The sequence below is a fragment of the [Scytonema hofmanni] UTEX 2349 genome (genome assembly GCF_000582685.1).
Classification (GTDB): domain Bacteria; phylum Cyanobacteriota; class Cyanobacteriia; order Cyanobacteriales; family Nostocaceae; genus Hassallia; species Hassallia hofmanni.
In genome coordinates this window covers 4880721-4895169 of the sequence record NZ_KK073768.1, presented here as the reverse complement: position 1 = coordinate 4895169, position 14449 = coordinate 4880721, and the positions used below count along the sequence as shown (strand labels likewise).

The window sequence follows — 14449 nt, the reverse complement described above, 5'->3', positions numbered from 1 at the left end:
AGTACACCCTAATCATTACGAAGAACCGAAGACTGGACTATTGCCTGTGCATCTAGTACCAGCAAGATTTCTTTGTGTTGCACAAAACATCCACGTAAATAGGGAACTAAGCTAGATGCTACTTGTCCTACAGGAGAGTGGATTTCATCCGGCGTAAATTTGGTGGTACCTGTGATTTCTTGCACCACTAAACCTAAAAGCACTGTTTCCACTCGAATAATTATTACATTGTATTGCCGCAGTCTATAATCTAGGCTTTCTAGATTCAGCATTTTTGACAAATCAACTGCCCAAACTATCCGACTGCGCCAATTCATCAATCCCAGTACGCAAGCTGGCATACTGGGCATGGCAGCTACAGACTCAACAGAAACAACAATCGCTTCTTGCGTGTGTTTCATTGATAATACAGCAGCCGTCTGGCGATTTAATTGAAACCTAAGATAGCCATCTCCTAAGTTATTTTGAGCTTCTTTGCTAGAAAGTATAGTCTTTGAACTATTCATTGATTCAAATCGCTACTGATTTAATCGCTCGCAAAAGTTGTTCGCGAGTATACGGTTTAGTTACATAGGCATCAGCACCTTGTCTCATTGCCCACAATCGATCAATTTCCTGATTTTTAGAACTGCAAATCACTATCGGTACTTTTTGAGTAACGGGATTTCTTTTGAGAGAACGGCACAATTCAAACCCGCTCATTCCCGGCATTACTACATCGGTAACAATGATGTCCGGTTCTTCTGACATAGCTTTTTCTAAAGCTTCTTTTGCACCACTTGCTTTTATCACGTTGTAACCACTCTCGTTCAGATAATGGCTCATTAATTCCAATTCACTGGGGGAATCTTCAACAATCAGAATTGTGCCAATCAAAGTTAGACTCACTACTAAATCTCCTAAAAAAGTAATTTGGGACTATTAAAGTTACTTTTTCTAATTTTTACTCCTTATTCAATTATCAGCTAACTAATATGTTTAAACACCATTTTCAGCAATTCTGGTTGAGTAAAAGGCTTAGTTAAATAGCCTGATGCCCTAACCATCTTTGCCTTGGCTCTATCTATAAATCCTGTTCTGCCCGTCACCATAATGATAGGTGTATTTTTGAATGCTGAATGCCTCCGCAACAAAGAACATAACTCATAACCGTCTAAATTCGGCATTTCCACATCTAATAATATCAAATCGGGCTTGCTGCGAAGTATTTGCATCAATGCTTTCACCGGATCGTTAATCAGAACAACTGAAAACGTGTTCTCGTCCAAAAAGTTCTTGATGGAATTTAAGACTGTTTGGCTATCATCAATGCAGGCAACTCTATACAGTTGTTTGCTAGCAGTTTGCCCTTGCATTTTATTATTGTTAGTATCTTGACTATCAAAATTGCTTTGATGAGGCAATGGTTGCCCAAGCTGCATTTGAGATTGCGGCAGTCTGGTTGCTTTTTCCACTTGCGTTTTTCCTGGTGCTGGAAGTGGTAACTGGCTATTTTGCTGACTTCTCAATTGCTTTTGACAATGTTCGACTAACAACCGCAAATCCAAGCTACAGAATTTTGGCAGTTGATTTAAGCTATTCTCAGCACTAAACTCATAACTTCCTTCTTTTAAGGTCAGAAATAACTCCAGTACTTCTTTAGCCAAGTTCTCTATCAGCATTCCTGCTTGTGAAGAAGTGATATGAGCTTGATTGGCTAACCAGCAAATAGCTTGATAATCTGCATCTGATATTGGCTGATTTTCTCCCTTCGGTTCAAACATCAGCCGCATCTGCATAGCTGTCGCACTGTTGAGAGCCGGAATTTGCTGACTCAACTGTTGTAAGTGGTTATCTAGCCGATCAAATAACTTCTCTGAATAAGAGGCGTAAGTAAGTTTACCGTCCTCTAGATAGATTGACCAAGAAACAGTCCCGGTAAATATCCGTAAGCACCCTGTAGCACGCCGACTGGTTAGTTGTGCTAACAGAGATAGCGGGTGTAGTTTCTGGGAAAACTTGTAGCTACCTATAGGAATTGTGCTCATTTTACTTTTACTAGGGATAACTTCGATACATTTAATCTAAAATTGTACAGAGGTTTGACAATTTTAATCAAATATTAGATATCATAACTGTTGTAGCTTAAAAGACAAACATCGCAAGCACAGGTTTGTGGCAAAGCTGAATGGTAGGAAGGTTTTCTACTTAATCTTACTAAGAGTGTTAATTTACTTACCTGAGATTAACAAACATTCTTTGAGAATAATCACAAAAAATGTAAAGACTAAATAAAAGCAGTCACCTATAAGTAAATGACCTATGGGCGTAACCCAATAATGTCTTCAAGCACAAGTTCCAACTGGTAACTTGCAGTATTAATACTTAAATATTTTTTTGTATTCAAAAAAATATAAACTAAACTTAATAAAAATTAACTTTACTTATTGTTAACAATAATGAAGGAATTCTTGATAGATGTTTTTATTGTTTTTTGAGATTTAAAATGCGATCGCTCGTAATTATATTTGATATAAAGTATAATTTGACACAGTAACAAAAATCTACCTACCCTCGTAGAGACGTTCCGCCGGAACGTCTTTACATTTATTATGTGTTGCCCAAAACCATTGTAGAGAGGTAGCATTGCTACGTCTCTACGTGTACAGTGACTAATTATATGTCGTTGTGACAAATTATTGTCATCAGTAAAATCCTTATACAGTATAGATTATAGCGCTTTGGCAGTTTTAGCATAACCTCTTTGCAGTGACAAAATAGATGTCGTTGTCCGTGATTGTGACAAATTAGCTGTCGCTTTGCAAGATAGGAAAAAGCTTTTGTGTATTTTCATAATGACAAATTGACTGTCGCTTTGTATATAGATAGAATAACAATATGTTTTTATAAAAAAGTTTTATATTATGAACAGTCAGCAAAATCCTGATTTAGCTGTTCATCCCTTGGCAATTCCTATGGAAGGCTTACTAGGAGAAAGTGCTACAACTCTTGAGAAGAATGTAATTGCCACACAACTCTCAGAGGAAGCCCAAGTAAAGCTAGAGGTAATCCAAAGTTTACTGGAACCCTGCGATCGCACAACTTATGGGCAAAAGTTGCGGGAAGCAGCAGAGAAACTAAATGTATCGTTGCGAACGGTACAAAGGTTGGTGAAAAACTGGGAACAAGATGGCTTAGTCGGACTCACTCAAACAAGTAGGGCTGATAAAGGAAAACACCGCATTGGTGAGTTTTGGGAAAACTTCATTACCAAAACCTACAAGGAGGGTAACAAGGGAAGTAAACGTATGACCCCTAAACAAGTTGCTCTCAGAGTCGAGGCTAAAGCCCGTGAATTAAAAGACTCTAAGCCGCCCAATTACAAAACCGTGTTACGGGTATTAGCACCCATTTTGGAAAAGCAACAAAAAGCCAAGAGTATCCGCAGTCCTGGTTGGAGAGGAACTACGCTTTCGGTTAAAACCCGTGAAGGAAAAGATTTATCGGTTGATTACAGTAACCATGTTTGGCAATGTGACCATACCCGCGTGGATGTGTTGCTGGTAGATCAACATGGTGAAATTTTAAGTCGTCCCTGGCTAACAACAGTAATTGATACTTACTCTCGTTGCATTATGGGTATCAACTTGGGCTTTGATGCACCCAGTTCTGGGGTAGTAGCATTAGCGTTACGCCATGCAATTCTACCAAAGCGTTACGGTTCCGAGTACAAACTGCATTGTGAGTGGGGAACCTATGGAAAACCAGAACATTTTTATACTGATGGCGGTAAAGACTTTCGCTCTAACCACTTGAGTCAGATTGGGGCGCAATTGGGATTTGTCTGTCATTTACGCGATCGCCCTTCTGAAGGTGGAGTAGTAGAACGTCCCTTCAAAACATTAAATGACCAACTATTTTCAACGCTTCCTGGGTACACCGGATCTAATGTGCAGGAACGCCCAGAAGATGCAGAGAAGGACGCAAGACTTACTTTGCGAGAACTAGAACAGTTACTTGTGCGTTACATCGTAGATCGTTACAACCAAAGTATTGATGCGCGGATGGGCGACCAAACGCGCTTTGAGCGTTGGGAAGCAGGATTGCCTACAGTGCCAGTACCAATACCAGAACGAGATTTGGATATTTGTTTAATGAAGCAGTCACGGCGCACTGTGCAAAGAGGTGGTTGTTTGCAGTTTCAGAATTTAATGTATCGGGGGGAATATTTGGCAGGTTATGCCGGAGAAACTGTCAACTTAAGGTTTGACCCCAGAGACATTACAACAATTTTGGTTTATCGCCAGGAAAACAATCAGGAAGTATTTCTGACTCGCGCTCACGCTCAAGGTTTGGAGACAGAGCAACTGGCATTAGATGAGGCTGAGGCAGCAAGTCGCAGACTCCGTACCGCAGGGAAAACTATCAGTAACCAATCATTATTGCAAGAAGTTGTTGACCGCGATGCTCTTGTCGCTACCAAGAAAAGCCGTAAGGAGCGTCAAAAATTGGAACAGACTGTTTTGCGATCTGCTGCTGTTGATGAAAGTAATAGAGAATCCTTGCCTTCTCAAATAGTTGAACCAGATGAAGTGGAATCTACAGAAACGGTTCACTCTCAATACGAAGACATTGAGGTGTGGGACTATGAACAACTTCGTGAAGAATATGGGTTTTAAACAATGACAGAAGCTCAGGCGATCGCCAAGCAGTTGGGTGGGGTAAAACCGGATGATGAGTGGTTACAAGCTGAAATTGCTCGTCTCAAGGGTAAGAGCATTGTGCCTTTACAGCAGGTAAAAACTCTCCATGATTGGTTAGATGGCAAGCGCAAGGCAAGAAAATCTTGCCGAGTAGTTGGGGAATCGAGAACTGGCAAGACAGTTGCTTGTGATGCCTACAGATACAGGCACAAACCTCAGCAGGAAGCTGGACGACCTCCAACTGTGCCTGTCGTTTATATTCGACCTCACCAAAAATGTGGCCCCAAGGATTTGTTTAAAAAGATTACTGAGTACCTCAAGTATCGGGTAACAAAAGGGACTGTATCTGATTTTCGAGATAGGACGATAGAAGTACTCAAGGGTTGTGGCGTAGAGATGCTAATTATTGATGAAGCTGACCGTCTCAAGCCTGAAACTTTTGCTGATGTGCGAGATATTGCCGAAGATTTAGGAATTGCTGTGGTACTGGTAGGAACAGACCGTTTGGATGCGGTAATTAAGCGGGATGAGCAGGTTCTCGAACGCTTTCGGGCGCATCTTCGCTTTGGTAAATTGTCGGGAGAGGATTTTAAGAACACCGTAGAAATGTGGGAACAAATGGTTTTGAAACTGCCAGTATCTTCTAATCTAAAGAGCAAGGAGATGCTACGGATTCTCACGTCAGCAACTGAAGGCTACATTGGTCGCCTTGATGAGATTCTTAGGGAAGCTGCAATTCGTTCCTTATCAAGAGGATTGAAGAAGATTGACAAGGCTGTTTTACAGGAAGTAGCTAAGGAGTACAAATGATAGAAGCACCAGATGTTAAACCTTGGCTATTCTTGATTAAACCCTATGAAGGGGAAAGCCTGAGCCACTTTCTTGGCAGGTTCAGACGTGCCAACCATTTATCCGCAAGTGGATTGGGTACTTTGGCAGGAATTGGTGCTATAGTGGCACGTTGGGAAAGATTTCATTTTAATCCTCGCCCTAGTCAGCAAGAATTGGAAGCGATCGCATCTGTAGTAGAAGTGGATGCTCAAAGGTTAGCCCAGATGTTACCGCCTGCTGGAGTGGGAATGCAGCATGAGCCAATTCGCTTGTGTGGGGCTTGTTATGCCGAGTCGCCTTGTCACCGAATTGAATGGCAGTACAAGTCGGTGTGGAAGTGCGATCGCCATCAACTCAAGATTTTAGCAAAGTGTCCAAACTGTCAAGCACCTTTTAAAATGCCTGCGCTGTGGGAGGATGGGTGCTGTCACAGATGTAGGATGCCGTTTGCAGAAATGGCAAAGCTACAGAAGGTTTGATGATAAAACCAGAAAAAGGTGTGAAATTAACTAAGTCCCTGAATTGATCTGGTTGTCCAAAAAATTTGTGCGATCGCATGGCAAGATTATTCCTACTATTGATGTGGCGTGAGTCGGATAACTTGCTCTAATGCCTACTTCTGTTTATTTCTCTTTGGTTTCGGTTTAGTAACCCACCACGCCACTATACCAAAGATCGCCGTAGCTAAAACACTCCAAAGTAAAGATGATACCAAGGGGTGAACTGGGTACTTGAAATTTATCTGTGGTGCAAAGGGTTTATCTATGTGTTGGGTGACAACACCAGAAACTATTGCACCGCCACCAAAGGCTATACCTAGTACTTGGATGGTGCGTTCTAAAGAGCGATCCCGTTTGGCTTGTTCTAACTCTACTATGCCGCGAATTGTGCCAATCATCTGGTCAAAGAGGTTTTGACCGGGGGTAAGATAAGCTAAGTTTGTGTTAATTTGTTCGACTAAGGTATCTTCAGCTAGTTCTAGGAAGTTGGACAAAAATTCTAAATTATCTGAGCCAATGCCTATTTTATTTAGCTTTTCAAGATATAAACGATAGTTTTTACTATTAGTTTGAATTGTAGTTTTGTGCAGTTCTAAATCTTTTAAATAATCAACATAATTAAAAGAAATTTCTGGTATTTCCTGAAGCCATTGATTTAAATTATTAAATTTTGAATCTATAGAGTTATTTTTTTGCTCTTTAAATTCTTGCTTATACTTTTCCAGATCAGAATAAGCTGATTTAGCTTGTTCATAACACCATATAGCTTCAGAACGAGCATAAATAATTTTACTGCGACAAAGCAGAAGGTCAATTAAAGGATAATAATATTCTCCCTTGTTTTCTAATTCTGTAGTAATATCATGGGTATTTAACCAAATTAATAAATGACACTGTTTTTCAGGAAAATCAGCATCATTGTTATATTCAAATATTGGACTACCTAATAATTGCCCTTGATGCTGACAATAAATATTTAGTTTTTGCGAAATTTCTTCTGATAGTAATGCTTTGACACAAGCATCAGCGAATGCTTGTTCATCATGTATTTTTCCTACAGGTTGAGCAAAAAATACTAGGGTTTGTCCTAGAGAAGCTTTGATATTTTTAGACAGTAAGCAATCATCTAGATTTAGCCCTCTTAAATCAGCAAGTTTTACTTCTGAATAAGGATAACGTAGAGTTAAATCAAGGGCGTAGGTATCGTGAATTTCTAAGGGATTAGCTTCACCGCTTAAGTGTAGATTTGGTTGATGTTGGATGGCGGTAAATTTTAAGAAACGTTCGGGAAGTATTTCTCCAGTGATACTAGTTTTTTTATTATTTGCTTTTTCAATCAGTTCAGGTAAAGTTTCTAGTTTAGGAATACCAAGTTGTTTACCAAGCTGCTGGCATTTTAACCATAAATCGTTAGCATTTTTTACAGGGATTTTAGGTTTTTGTGACAGGCTATGCTTCAGATGAAAGGCATAAAGAGTTAGTTTGGGATAAGCTATCTTTCCTGTTGAAAAATAATCCATTTTAAAATAAGGATAAATGTCGCGGTGTTCAGATCCCCGACTTCTTAAAGAAGTCGGGGATCTAAGTCGAAGTCGTTTTTTTTGTCTCCTTAGCAGATGACGAACTTTGTTGAATTTCATTAAGTATATTCTTTTTATCAAGTTCGTATTTGGGAATATTTGTATTTGCTTGCTTATCGCCTGGCCCTCTTACTACTATTTTCTCAAATTCTCCTAAAGCTTTATCTACTTCAGGATGTTTTGCACACCAATCTGAGATAGTATCAGATAAAGATTTAATGTCATCAGGTTGGTTATTAATCAATTTCATTAGTGTAATTCTATCCTCTGCTGAAAATAGATAAGATTGAGTATTCAGCAGATGGATAAAAGTATTAACAGTTATTTCATAATCAGACATTATTATTCTCCTATTTGCCAACAGCAGTAAATGCAGCCCAATGAAAGGGAGAGTTGAATGGTTGCTCTCCTGTCATATTATTAATTTGACGACGTATCTTTCCTTTCTTAGTACTATCTAACGCCAATTTTTTTACCCATTCCTGCAACTCTTCTTTCGTCGCATCCCGCAACCAACGCTGGGCTTGATTCATACCAAGTGGTATTGACATATCTGTAGCATTTTTTAAAATTTGAATGAACTTAATCATCAAAAAGGATGTTGATAAATCGTTTACCGTCCATAAACTACTTACAACACTGCTACTACCTGCATACAGAAAGCCACTGGGTAAGCCGATATATTCATCGCTGGTATTATTGAAGTCAATTAAACCTGTTTCGCAGGCTGAGAGAACCACGAGACGAGTTTGACTAAAGTCGAAGGTTTGTTCAAATAAATTACCCAATGTCAAACATTTACTTAAATCTATAGCTTCGGTATCGGAAACTTTGAGATATCTTTCTGGGTTAGCATCATCAGGAATAGGGGAAATATATGCATCTGCTAATAATAAAAAAGAATTTTGGGGATAATTTAAGTTGAAAGAGCCGTGACAAGAAAAGTGGAGATAATTTGCTTGTTTTAATTGTGTTGCTGCTTGGGATAAGGCAGCTTTTGTGGCTTGCTTTTTGGATAATACTTGATGGGAGGGAAAGTAAGATAATATGCTTTCTACTTCTAAATTGGTGTAATTCAGGTCTTCCGTGGGATTTTGAATTGCAAATAGAGATTGAAAATCAGGGCGTTGTCGCTGTTGTACTTGTTGCAGTAGTTGACAACTGGGTGCATAGCTGACACCACCAGCAAATAAATCTAGAAGACAAGACGAATTTTCAGAATTTTGATTTATTGGTAGTGCATGAAGGGGGAATAAATGCAGGAAGAAATGGGGAATTAGGATGAGTTTATAGGAGTGCTTTGGTATCTGGGTTAATATTTCATCAATGTGCAGAATGGAGGCTAATTCTTTAAGTTCTTCCCCTAAACTATTCAGCCATTGGTCTTTTTGATCGTCGTAATTCTGCAAATATTGATTTCCCCAATTTACCAAAGCTTTTATATCTTCTGGTTGGGATTGCCAAACAGTTAACTCTCCTGTTTTTGTGACAATAAACGCCAGAATTTTATCGTTGAGAATATACCACTCGATAATGGCTGTACGCTCATCCAAAGTAGCCTGGAATGATTCAAATTTGAAACCATAACCAACAGGTAAATAGCGATTTTGCAATTCATTTCGCTGCTGTCGCAATTCTTGGAGATGTTGTGCTAGAAGTCTTGGATTTTCAGCTTTACCATTTTGGATTTGATATTGTCCTGTAGCTATTTCATCTCGAAGTTGTTCTAATTGAGTGACAACTTCTGGCGGGAAAATAGTTTTGAGGTCGCGGTTGAGGATAAGTTCTACTAAATTGCGGGTTTTGCTGCGTTCAATATATTCTATGGCTTCAGTGTCCTTGCCCAATTCTAGGCAAACTGCTACCATGCGTTGATAAAGTTGATTCCATTCCTCTGCTTGTTTGCGCTTGGCTTCTTCACCAGAAACAGTTCCACCCCGCAAAGTTTCGGCTGTTTCTATTGCCTGAAGAAAAGTATTGTAAGCTGAGTCCAACTGTTTTTCGTCTTGGTATAACCTGCCGAGATTTAACAAAGTTGTTGCATGGTTTTGAGGGAAGGCGTTGCGGGTTCTGACTTCCAGTGCAGCTGTATAAGCAGTGATCGCACTTTCAATATTCTCGGCTTTTTCTCCGAATATTCTCTCTCGGTAAGCACCCCCCAGATTAGTTTGCGTCATTGCCCAATTTTCAGGAAACGCACTGCGGGTATATACTTCGAGTGCAGCAGAAAAAGCAGCGATGGCTAATTCAATATTCTCGGCTTTTTCTCCTAATATTCTGTCAAGGTAAGCATTCCCCAGACTATTTTGCGTACCTGCCCATTTTTCAGGAAAGGCGCTGCGTGTTCTAACTTCGAGTGCGGATGAATAAGCAGCGATCGCACTTTCAATATTCTCGGCTTTTTCTCCTAATATTCTGTCAAGGTAAGCATTCCCCAGATTATGTTGCGTACTTGCCCAATCAACAGGAAAAGCGCTGCGGGTTGTGACTTCGAGTGCAACAGAATAAGCAGCGATCGCTAATTCAATATTCTCGGCTTTTTCTCCTAATATTCTCTCACCGTAAGCAATCCCCAGATTATTTTGCGTTGTTGCCCAATCTTCAGGAAAGGCACTGCGGGTTGTGACTTCGAGCGCAGCAGAATAAGCCGCGATCGCAGTTTCAATATTCTCGGCTTTTTCTCCTAATATTCTGTAAGTGTAAGCACCTCCCAGATTATTTTGCGTTATTGCCCAATCTTCAGGAAAGGCACTGCGGGTTCTAACTTCCAATGCAGCAGAATAAGCAGCGATTGCTAATTCAATATTCTCGGCTTTTTCTCCTAATATTCTCTGACTGTAAGCACCCCCCAGATTATTTTGCGTTGTTGCCCAATTTTCAGGAAAGGCACTGCGGGTTCTAACTTCCAATGCAGCAGAATAAGCAGCGATCGCTAATTCAATATTCTCGGCTTTTTCTCCTAATATTCTGTAAGTGTAAGCAATCCCCAGATTATTTTGCTTATCTGCCCAATCAACAGGAAAGGCACTGCGGGTTCTAACTTCCAATGCAGCAGAAAAAGCAGCGATCGCTAATTCAATATTCTCGGCTTTTTCTCCTAATATTCTCTCACCGTAAGCAATCCCCAGATCATTTTGCGTTGTTGCCCAATCTTCAGGAAAGGCACTACGGGTTCTAACTTCCAATGCAGCAGAAAAAGCAGCGATCGCCAATTCAATATTTTCATCTCTGTTTCCTAATATTCTCTGCCTGTAAGCAATCCCCAGATTATATTGCGTACCTGCCCAATATTCAGGAAACGCACTGCGGGTATATACTTCGAGTGCAACAGAATAAGCAGCGATCGCAGTTTCAATATTCTCGGCTTTCTCTCCTAATATTCTCTGACTGTAAGCACCTCCCAGATTATTTTGCGTACGTGCCCAATCTATAGGAAAGGCACTGCGGGTTGTGACTTCCAGTGCGGCTGAATAAGCAGCGATCGCAGTTTCAATATTCTCGGTTTTCTCTCCTAATATTCTCTGACTGTAAGCAATCCCCAGATTATATTGCGTACGTGCCCAATATTCAGGAAAGGCACTGCGGGTTGTGACTTCAAGTGCAGCAGAACAAGCAGCGATCGCTAATTCAATATTTTCGGCTCTGTTTCCTAATATTCTGTAACTGTAAGCACCCCCCAGATTATTTTGCGTCATTGCCCAATCTTCAGGAAAGTTGCTGCGAGTTCTAACTTCGAGTGCAGCAGAATAAGCAGCGATCGCCAGTTCTAAATTTTCTGCCTGCTCACCTTTGATTCTATTAGCATAAGCAGTACCGAGATTATCTTGCGTATTTGCCCAATCATCGGGAAATGCTTCAAAAGTATAAATTTTCAGAGCATTTTGAAAACAAGCGATCACCAGTTCTAAATTCTCTGCCTGCTCTCCTAATATTCTGTCACGGTAAGCAGCACCGAGATTATTTTGCGTACTTGCCCATTCATAGGGAAATGCGTCAAGAGTATAAATTTTCACAGCTTTTTGGTGGCAAGCGATCGCCTGTTCTAAATTCTCTGCCCGCTCTCCTAGTATTCTGTCACGGTAAGCAACACCAAGATTATTTTCCGTACCTGCCCATTGTTGGGGAAAAGCGTCAAAATTATAAACTAAAAGAGCATCTTGGAAACAAGCGATCGCCAGTTCTAAATTCTGTGCTTGCTCTCCTAGTATTCTGTCACGGTAAGCAGCACCGAGATTATTTTGCGTACTTGCCCATTCATAGGGAAATGCGTCAAGAGTATAAACTTTTACAGCTTTTTGGTGGCAAGCGATCGCCTGTTCTAAATTCTCTGCTATATTTCCTCTGATTCTATCAGCGTAAGCAAGACCGAGGCTATTTTGCGTCATTGCCCAATCAACAGGAAATGCTTCAAAAGTATAAACTTTCAGAACTTCTTGGTGACAAGCGATCGCCAATTCTAAATTCTCTGCCCGTTCTCCTAGTATTCTGTTGCGGTAAGCTTCACTGAGATTATTTTGTGTGCTAGCCCAATCAACAGGAAATGCGTCTAAAGTTCTAACTTTCAGAGCTTCTTGGTAATAAGCGATCGCCTGTTCTAAATTCTCTGCCCGTTCTCCTAGTATTCTGTTGCGGTAAGCCCCACCGAGATTATCTTGTGTGATAGCCCAATCAATAGGAAATGCGTCTAAAGTTCTAACTTTCAGAGCTTCTTGAAAACAAGCGATCGCCTGCTCTACATTCTCAGATTGATCTCCTCTGATTCTTGTTAGGTAAGCAGTACCGAGATTATTTTGTGTATTTGCCCATTGTCGGGGAAAAGCGTCAAAATTTCTGACTTTCAGAGCATTATGATGACAAGCAATCGCCTGCTCTAAATTTTCGGCTTTCTCCCCTCTAATTCTCTCAGAGTAAGCATTAGCAAGATTATTTTGCGTCATTGCCCAATCAACAGGAAACGCCTCAAAAGTTCTAACTTTCAGAGCTTCTTGAAAACAAGCGATGGCTAGTTCTAAATTTTCTGCCCGCTCACCTCTGATTCTTTTTTGGTAAGCAACACCGAGACTATTTTGCGTCATTGCCCAATCAACAGGAAATGCGTCAAAAGTATAAACTTTCAGAACTGCTTGGTGACAAGCAATCGCCAGTTCTAAATTTTCTGCCCGCTCACCTCTGATTCTATCAGTGTAAGCAGCACCGAGATTATATTGCGTACTTGCCCATTCATAAGGAAAAGCGTCAAAAGTTCTAACTTGTAGAGCATTTTGAAAATAAGCGATCGCTAGTTCTAAATTTTCTGCTATATCCCCTCTGATTCTATTAGCGTAAGCAGTACCGAGATTATCTTGCGTACTTGCCCATTCATCGGGAAAAGCGTCAAAAGTATAAATTTTCAGAGCATTTTGAAAACAAGCGATCGCCTGTTCTAGATTCTCTGCTATATCCCCTCTGATTCTGTCAAGGTAAGCAGCACCGAGATTATTTTGCTTACTTGCCCAATCATCGGGAAAAGCGTCAAAAGTATAAATTTTCAGAGCATTTTGAAAACAAGCGATCGCCAGTTCTAAATTTTCTGCCCGCTTACCTCTGATTCTGTCATGGTAAGCAGTACCAAGATTATTTTGCGTACCAGCCCATCGTTGGGGAAAAGCATCAAAAGTATAAACTTTCAGAGCTTCTTGGCAACAAGTAATCGCCAGTTCTAAATTTTCTGCTCGCTCACCTCTGATTCTTTTTAGGTAAGCAGAACCAAGATTATATTGCGTACCTGCCCAATCATCGGGAAATGCGTCAAAAGTTGTGACTTTCAGAGCATTTTGCAAATAAGCGATTGCCTGCTCTAAATTCTTCGCTCGCTCCCCTCTAATTCTGTAAAGGTAAGCACCAGCAAGAGTATTTTGCGTAACTGCCCATTCATAGGGAAAAGCGTCAAAAGTTCTGACTTTGAGAGCTTCTTGTGAACAAGCGATCGCTTGTTCTAAATTCTGTGCTTTTTCCCCTCTGATTCTGTTACGGTAAGCAGAAGCGAGATTATTCTGCGTCCTTGCCCATTCATAGGGAAAAGTGTCAAAAGTATAAATTTTCAGGGCATTTTGGTAACAAGAGATTGCTTGCTCTAAATTCTGTGCTTGCTCTCCTCTAATTCTGTTACGGTAAGCAAATCCGAGATTATTTTGCGTTTGTGCCCATTCATAGGGAAAAGCTTGCTGAGTGTAAACTGTCAGCGCGACTTCATAGCCAGCGATCGCAATTTCCATATTGCTGGCTTTGCTACCCAAAGAGAATTCTGTCATGAGATAGCTAAAAAAGACAATCACTTCTGCTAGTTTATGCACCTCATCTGCGTCCCCTTCCCCCAGTCTATTTGTCCCCCAACGGCGCAATGTTTCTGCTAATACCTCGTCGAGTTTGTCTGTATTCATTACCAGCAATGGGTAAACTCCAAACCCACTGTCTGCGGTTGCTTGTAGTACCTGCATCAAGAATTGGATATATGCTTGTCCCTCCTCCTCATTGAGACATTGCAAATCTACTTTAGTATCTAGATTTAATACTTCCCTTAGTTGCATTGCCAAATTTCGCAACCAATTCGCTGTCTTTTCATCCCCCTGTTGGAAACACATCTGTGCTACTTCTTCTATCTTCTGCAAGAAGCCAGTATCAAGTAATTCTTGGTTTGCTGCTAAAATTTCTGGTTCTTCACCACTGGGGGAATCTAACAGGCTGCGAATGAGGTTGAGATAGGCTTGCTGACGCTGTTCGTTCATGGACAAGGGCGTGACACGCAATTTTATTATGAGATAAATTCAACACCAACGCCCTAAATTCCAGAAAAACGTACAATTTCATCACAAATGAT

Annotated in this window: 9 protein-coding genes; 3 read left to right on the top strand and 6 right to left on the bottom strand. The window is 40.5% G+C overall.

Features of this window, described 5'->3' with window-relative positions; genetic code table 11:
* Nucleotides 1-8: 8 nt before the first annotated feature.
* The 3 genes from TOL9009_RS0127350 to TOL9009_RS0127340 all read right to left on the bottom strand — a co-directional run bounded on the left by TOL9009_RS0127350 (nucleotide 9) and on the right by TOL9009_RS0127340 (nucleotide 2027).
* Nucleotides 9-506 carry a chemotaxis protein CheW gene (locus TOL9009_RS0127350; RefSeq protein WP_029636344.1) on the bottom strand — a complete coding sequence of 166 codons (498 nt, stop codon included), beginning with the start codon at nucleotides 504-506 and terminating at the stop codon, nucleotides 9-11.
* Nucleotides 507-510: 4 nt separating this feature from the next.
* The gene (locus tag TOL9009_RS0127345) at nucleotides 511-888 is read right to left on the bottom strand and encodes a response regulator transcription factor (protein WP_029636342.1); all 378 of its coding nucleotides are present in this window, start codon (nucleotides 886-888) and stop codon (nucleotides 511-513) included.
* 77 nt (nucleotides 889-965) lie between these two features.
* A complete protein-coding gene (locus TOL9009_RS0127340) occupies nucleotides 966-2027 on the bottom strand; it encodes a response regulator (protein ID WP_029636340.1) in 1062 nt (353 codons plus the stop codon).
* A gap of 876 nt (nucleotides 2028-2903) precedes the next feature.
* On the opposite strand from TOL9009_RS0127340, the gene TOL9009_RS0127335 reads away from it, so the two are divergent.
* Genes TOL9009_RS0127335 through TOL9009_RS0127325 form a run of 3 tightly spaced genes read left to right on the top strand, consistent with a single transcriptional unit; the run spans nucleotide 2904 to nucleotide 5992 of the window.
* Nucleotides 2904-4658 (top strand): Mu transposase C-terminal domain-containing protein, encoded by a 1755-nt coding sequence (locus TOL9009_RS0127335; protein ID WP_084763316.1) that lies wholly within the window; start codon nucleotides 2904-2906, stop codon nucleotides 4656-4658.
* A 3-nt stretch (nucleotides 4659-4661) separates the two neighbouring features.
* Nucleotides 4662-5492: a TniB family NTP-binding protein gene (locus TOL9009_RS0127330; RefSeq protein WP_029636336.1), complete on the top strand. Its 831-nt coding sequence runs from the start codon at nucleotides 4662-4664 to the stop codon at nucleotides 5490-5492.
* Complete coding sequence (locus TOL9009_RS0127325) at nucleotides 5489-5992, top strand: TniQ family protein (protein WP_029636334.1); 504 nt, start codon at nucleotides 5489-5491, stop codon at nucleotides 5990-5992. Before TOL9009_RS0127330 ends, TOL9009_RS0127325 begins: the two co-directional genes overlap by 4 nt.
* 134 nt (nucleotides 5993-6126) lie before the next feature.
* On the opposite strand, the gene TOL9009_RS0127320 is transcribed toward TOL9009_RS0127325, so the two are convergent.
* The 3 genes from TOL9009_RS0127320 to TOL9009_RS49730 all read right to left on the bottom strand — a co-directional run bounded on the left by TOL9009_RS0127320 (nucleotide 6127) and on the right by TOL9009_RS49730 (nucleotide 14357).
* The gene (locus TOL9009_RS0127320) at nucleotides 6127-7533 is read right to left on the bottom strand and encodes a hypothetical protein (RefSeq protein WP_029636332.1); all 1407 of its coding nucleotides are present in this window, start codon (nucleotides 7531-7533) and stop codon (nucleotides 6127-6129) included.
* 61 nt (nucleotides 7534-7594) lie between these two features.
* The gene (locus TOL9009_RS0127315; RefSeq protein ID WP_029636330.1) at nucleotides 7595-7933 is read right to left on the bottom strand and encodes a hypothetical protein; all 339 of its coding nucleotides are present in this window, start codon (nucleotides 7931-7933) and stop codon (nucleotides 7595-7597) included.
* 10 nt (nucleotides 7934-7943) lie between these two features.
* Complete coding sequence (locus TOL9009_RS49730) at nucleotides 7944-14357, bottom strand: tetratricopeptide repeat protein (protein ID WP_051503046.1); 6414 nt, start codon at nucleotides 14355-14357, stop codon at nucleotides 7944-7946.
* Nucleotides 14358-14449 lie beyond the last annotated feature (92 nt).

Bases quoted from the DNA above. Each gene is read 5' to 3' on its own strand.
- TOL9009_RS0127350 (WP_029636344.1), bottom strand. From the start codon at position 506: ATGAATAGTTCAAAGACTATACTTTCTAGCAAAGAAGCTCAAAATAAC.
- TOL9009_RS0127340 (WP_029636340.1), bottom strand. From the start codon at position 2,027: ATGAGCACAATTCCTATAGGTAGCTACAAGTTTTCCCAGAAACTACAC.
- TOL9009_RS0127335 (WP_084763316.1), top strand. From the start codon at position 2,904: ATGAACAGTCAGCAAAATCCTGATTTAGCTGTTCATCCCTTGGCAATT.
- TOL9009_RS0127330 (WP_029636336.1), top strand. From the start codon at position 4,662: ATGACAGAAGCTCAGGCGATCGCCAAGCAGTTGGGTGGGGTAAAACCG.
- TOL9009_RS0127325 (WP_029636334.1), top strand. From the start codon at position 5,489: ATGATAGAAGCACCAGATGTTAAACCTTGGCTATTCTTGATTAAACCC.
- TOL9009_RS0127320 (WP_029636332.1), bottom strand. From the start codon at position 7,533: ATGGATTATTTTTCAACAGGAAAGATAGCTTATCCCAAACTAACTCTT.
- TOL9009_RS0127315 (WP_029636330.1), bottom strand. From the start codon at position 7,933: ATGTCTGATTATGAAATAACTGTTAATACTTTTATCCATCTGCTGAAT.
- TOL9009_RS49730 (WP_051503046.1), bottom strand. From the start codon at position 14,357: ATGAACGAACAGCGTCAGCAAGCCTATCTCAACCTCATTCGCAGCCTG.